This is a genomic window from Actinomadura sp. WAC 06369 (assembly GCF_003947565.1).
GTDB classification, from domain to species: domain Bacteria; phylum Actinomycetota; class Actinomycetes; order Streptosporangiales; family Streptosporangiaceae; genus Spirillospora; species Spirillospora rifamycini.
Map to the genome: position 1 here is coordinate 1 of NZ_QHJN01000305.1, position 4,589 is coordinate 4,589.

6 protein-coding genes and 1 pseudogene are annotated in these 4,589 nt (G+C 70.0%); 2 read left to right on the plus strand and 5 right to left on the minus strand.

The genetic code is table 11. The annotated features are described in order from the left end of the window. Positions 1 to 299: 299 nt before the first annotated feature. The 5 genes from DMH08_RS38605 to DMH08_RS38620 all read right to left on the minus strand — a co-directional run bounded on the left by DMH08_RS38605 (position 300) and on the right by DMH08_RS38620 (position 3,502). Positions 300 to 878: a hypothetical protein gene (locus tag DMH08_RS38605; protein WP_199748222.1), complete on the minus strand. Its 579-nt coding sequence runs from the start codon at positions 876 to 878 to the stop codon at positions 300 to 302. Positions 879 to 946: 68 nt separating this feature from the next. Continuing rightward, the gene (gene hisS, locus DMH08_RS38610) at positions 947 to 2,263 is read right to left on the minus strand and encodes a histidine--tRNA ligase (protein ID WP_125621189.1); all 1,317 of its coding nucleotides are present in this window, start codon (positions 2,261 to 2,263) and stop codon (positions 947 to 949) included. Between the two features lie 57 nt (positions 2,264 to 2,320). After that, the gene (locus tag DMH08_RS40655) at positions 2,321 to 2,488 is read right to left on the minus strand and encodes a hypothetical protein (RefSeq protein WP_157433186.1); all 168 of its coding nucleotides are present in this window, start codon (positions 2,486 to 2,488) and stop codon (positions 2,321 to 2,323) included. A 34-nt stretch (positions 2,489 to 2,522) separates the two neighbouring features. Beyond that, positions 2,523 to 2,711, minus strand: coding sequence for a DUF397 domain-containing protein (locus tag DMH08_RS38615; protein WP_026404903.1), 189 nt, complete (start codon positions 2,709 to 2,711; stop codon positions 2,523 to 2,525). Further along, positions 2,702 to 3,502 carry a helix-turn-helix domain-containing protein gene (locus tag DMH08_RS38620; RefSeq protein ID WP_233618063.1) on the minus strand — a complete coding sequence of 267 codons (801 nt, stop codon included), beginning with the start codon at positions 3,500 to 3,502 and terminating at the stop codon, positions 2,702 to 2,704. The genes DMH08_RS38615 and DMH08_RS38620 overlap by 10 nt, the downstream gene beginning before the upstream one ends. Positions 3,503 to 3,643: 141 nt before the next feature. On the opposite strand from DMH08_RS38620, the gene DMH08_RS38625 reads away from it, so the two are divergent. Further along, positions 3,644 to 4,030, plus strand: a complete 387-nt coding sequence (locus tag DMH08_RS38625) for an ATP-binding protein (RefSeq protein ID WP_125621192.1) — start codon at positions 3,644 to 3,646, stop codon at positions 4,028 to 4,030. Between the two features lie 306 nt (positions 4,031 to 4,336). After that, positions 4,337 to 4,589 (plus strand): annotated as a pseudogene (locus tag DMH08_RS38630) (hypothetical protein); the annotation flags it as partial.

The following is a 4,589-nucleotide window of genomic DNA, read 5'->3' on the forward strand; positions in this document are numbered from 1 at the left end:
CCATGCCCCACCCCGAGGTGGAGGAGCTAACCCGCGGTCCAGGCGCGGGGCCCGCCGGGTCCGGCGCGCCGGGACGTCGCCCCGCTGCGGGGCCCACGGCCCCGGCGGGGGAGGTGGGGTGGGGAGAAGGCGCCGTGGGGCCGCCGGGCCGCCCCCACCCCCTCACCACCCCCGCCCCGTGATGGACACTCGGGCGCACCCCGGCCAACCGCCGAAGGCTCCCCGCCCGTCGCGCCCGGTGCCATCCGCCCGCTCGTTCCTCCGGGAGGGGCCGCACAAGGGGCGCCTCCGGCCTTGCCCTACCCGTCCAGGTACAACAGCGCCGTGATGGTCTTCTTGCAGATGTCGCAGTGCATGGGGGCCTCCTCGCTCGCGAGATCGGCCTCGACGGTGGTGATGCGGTCGATGACACCGCTCTCGCGCTCGGCCTCGAAGGCCGCGCGCCACCGCACCGTGTTCTCGGTGAGGTCGGCGACGTAGCGGGCGGTCATCTCGTAGAACGACCTGACGCCGTGTTCCCGCATGTAGCCCCAGTTGAACTCCAGGGACCGCAGTGCGATCGGGAACGGGTGCGTGACCAGTCCCTGTGCCCAGCGTTCGGACACGTCCGCGACGTCGAGGCGGGTCGCACGCTCGTCCAGGACGGCCCACATGCCGGAGGCATCGTACTCGGCGGTGACCTCTGCAAGCAGCTTCGAGGCCGCCTCAAGGTTCGCGGCCTTGCGGTCGAACAGCGCCAGCGCCTCCTCGACCGCCGGACCAGCAGGCTCCTTGCGGGCCGCATCGATGGCCGCCTTGAGGTGGACGGCGTAGGCGGCCTCCCACGACAGGTGTTCGCCGAAGGCGTTCCAGGGGTCAGGGAACCCCCTCTCAGCCACGGCGGCGAAGATTCGATCTCCTTGCGCTCCCATGCCTGCCTCCGATGCTCGGACGGTGCGAGGTGCACCTACATCCTGAGTTCGGAATCGAGGGCTGTGAAGAGGTCGGTGACCGGAACCCGTTGCTGGTCGCCGGTCTCCATGTTTCTGATCGTGACCGCTTCCTCGGCGTGCTCGCTGTCGCCTTGCAGCAAGGCGAACCGGGCGCGACGGTCGGCCGCCCATCTGAGCTGCTTGCCCAGCTTCTTGCTGGTGCCGAGGAAGACTTCCGCCCGCCACCCCGCACGCCGGAACCCCTGCGCGAAACCGAGGGCGTCCGTGGCGTAGTCGTCGTTCATGATCGTGACCGCAATGTCGATACGGTCCGTCCCATCGTCGGCGTCTCCCAGTGCGCCGATGATGCGCTCGACCCCGATCGAGAACCCGCACGCGGTCACGTCCGGGCCGCCGAGAGTCCGGATCAGGTGGTCGTACCGGCCCCCGCTCGCGATCGAGCCCGGCATCCCCGGCGACACCACCTCCCAGATCGCCCCGGTGTAGTAGTCCAGCCCGCGCACGAGGTTCGGCGCGAACCGGATGCGTGCCGCGCCGACGTGCGGCCCCGCCAGCTCCAGCAGCCGGTCCACCTCGGCGAGTCCTTCGCGGCCGTCCGCGTTGTCCTTCAGCGCCGCGCGCATCCGCTCCACGGCGTCGTCGGCGGTGACGTCCCGGACCAGCTCCCCGGCGATGCCCCGGTCCAGGCCGCGCGCCTCCACCAGCTCGGCGACCACGGACGCCGGCTCCTGCTTGTCCAGCTTGTCCAGGGTGATCAGCGCGCCCGCCGCCCGGTCCGCGGCGACGCCGTACACCTGCATCAGGCCGGACAGCGCCCGCCGGCTGTTGACGAGGATCGTGAAGTCCCGGACGCCCATCGCGTCGAGCGCGTCCGCCCCCGCGCACACCACTTCGGCCTCCACCAGGGGCGACGACGACCCGACGATGTCGATGTCGCACTGGGTGAACTCGCGGAACCGGCCCTTGCCGGGGCGGTCGGCCCGCCAGACCGGCCCGATCGCGTACCGCTTGTACGGGGTGGGGAGGCGGCTGCCGTGCGCGGCGACCACCCGTGCCAGCGGGACGGTCAGGTCGTAGCGCAGCGCCATGTCCGCCTCGCCGCTCGCCTCGTGCGCACCACGCTTGAGGATCTTGAAGATGAGCTTGTCGCCCTCGTCCCCGTACTTGCCGGTCAGGGTCTCCAGGCGCTCGAACGCCGGGGTCTGCAGCGGCTCGAACCCGTACCGGGTGAACACCGACCGTGCCGCCTCGAAGACCCGTTCACGCTGATAGAGGTCGGTCGCGAGAAAGTCCCGCGTCCCCGACGGCGGTTCGAACTGCTGCGACGCCATGGAGGTCCCTTCGTTTGCCGCTGTGCTTGCGAGACGTCCACCAACGTAATGGAGCCGTCACCGCCACACGGGCAACTCGACCCCGACGTGCGGCGCCGCCGCATCCACGTCCACGCCGACTACGTTCGCACCGTAACCACCGCCCCGTGCATCGATGGTCAACGGTTGCGCCGCGACGCCGACCGCGACGGCATCGGCAAGCTCGTGGTCGGCGCCGTCGTCCACACCGGCGGCCGAGGGGAGTGAGGGGGAGTTCTGCTCAGCGCGCGTCCGAGGCGGCCCGGACGGCCTCGCGCAGCACGGACGGGCGGGCCAGGAGAACCGGCCCGTCCGGGTCCTTGCTGTCCCGGACGGCTACCGTGCCGGGAAGCGCGGCAAGTTCGACGCAGTCGCCGCCGTTCTCGCCGCTCCGGCTTGCCTTGCGCCAGGTCGCTTTGCTTAGGTCCATCTCTCAAGCGCCTCTCTCATCACATCGCGTGACATGTCCTCTGGGAGCGCCTTCGCTCGCAACTCTCTCAGTGCGGCTGAGATTGGCGTCAGGTCGGCCGGGTTGTCGGTCGTGATACCGCGGACGACCGTCTCCATATATGCCACCTCGCTGCGGTCCTCCATGGTAGCCACCACGAAGGCGCCGCCCGTTCCGGCTGGACGCCAGTTATTTCGTACGACCTGGATGACGACGTTCGGGAGTTCGCTCTGGGCGATGAGGTGTGCAACCTGCTCTTGCATCACCTTGGCTGAGCCGATGGCGTAGTGGAGCACGGCCTCACTCAAGAGGGCAGTGAGGATGGTGGGGGCCGGTTCTTCCCTGGTGAGGATGCTTTGACGTGCGATGCGGGCTTCTACGGCTTCGTCATTGCTCAGAAAGGCGCGAGCGTAGTCGACGGTCTGCAAGAGGCCGGGGACGATTGTGTGCTGCCATGTGACCAGCTCGATGGCGTCGGCTTCGACCTGTGGCCAGTCGAACCAGATCGGAACCGGATGGCCGTCCTTGTTCAGGTCCGCCCACAGGCTGATGAGCGCCCCGCCCGCTTCGAGGTAGTCGTCCACTAGCTCGACGTAGGAGCGGGTCGCGCGCTTCTTACCGGCCTCGATCCGGCTTACCTGGGCGGGGCTGACCTTCGTCAGGTTGGCGATCGTCTCCTGCTTGATGGTCTTGGCCTCGCGGAACCGCCGCATCTGACGTCCGAGCGCGACGAGGGCGGGGGATTCCTGGGGACGCTGACGCCGTACCGCCATGATCACTTACCTCTCCCGGTAATTTGCACCTACGGCGGGGGCCGTGCTCTTGGTCGCCACTTTGCTGTGGCATGCCGATCGTAGCTCCGAAAGTGGCTGAATGTGTGTTGTTCACCACACACAGTGATGGGAGCTGGGCGCATGATCGAGGCGACGCATGCGGAGATGGTGGTCAAGCGCCACCTCGGGTCGGTCGCGGAGGTTCGGGGGTTCATACGGCTCATGCTGGCGCCGTCCGGGGTGGACGACTTCGTCCCGTGCCTGGTCGCGAGTGAGCTGGTCACGAACGCGATCCGGCACACGACCGGGCCGGACGACGTCACGTTCCGGCTCGGGCACAACGAGGACGGCTCGCTCTGGATGGAGGTCCAGGACTCCCACTGGGAGGAGCCGCGCGTGCAGCGGGCCGACCTGGACGGCGAGTCCGGGCGCGGCCTGTTCGTCGTCGAGCAGTACACGCGTTACTGGGGCGTGCGTCCCCTGTCCGGCAACACCGGCAAGGTCGTCTTCGCGGTTCTGAACCCGTGAGGTCGTGAGCGGGGGGACGGCCCCCTCACGTCCGCACCGTCCCTCCGCTTCCTCGCCCGCAGCTTCGACCGGCGTGACCGGTGCCCCGGCGTCATCCCCGGGTGCCGGTGAGGCGTTCGCCGCCGCCGGGCCCGGCCCGGCCGGGCACGTCTGCCGAGGCGTCCCGCCGCCGCACGTCCGCCCGTCCGGGCCGGTTCGCGGTGGTGGTGGCGCAGGTGTGAGCCCCCCGCGCATGCATGTCCGCGAGTGCCGTCGACGAGGACGGCACCGGGCCGGGGGCCCGATCGGAAAACGGAGGTCCGATCCATGCACGACGAGCACAACGCAGCCGCAGGCCCCTTCCCGGCCTGGCTGGACCACGACCCCGAGCAGGTCCAGGCGGCCCTGGCCCGCCGCTTCCCCGGCGTCCCGTCCTGGCACGGGGAGTGGACGGGGTCCTGGTGGTCGATGGTCGGCGACCGCCTCCTGGAGGCCGCCTGCCCCGCCACCCTCGCCGACATGATCCAGACGGCCCTGTCCGCCACCCGCCCACCACCTTCGCGCCCGGACCCGCCAGCAC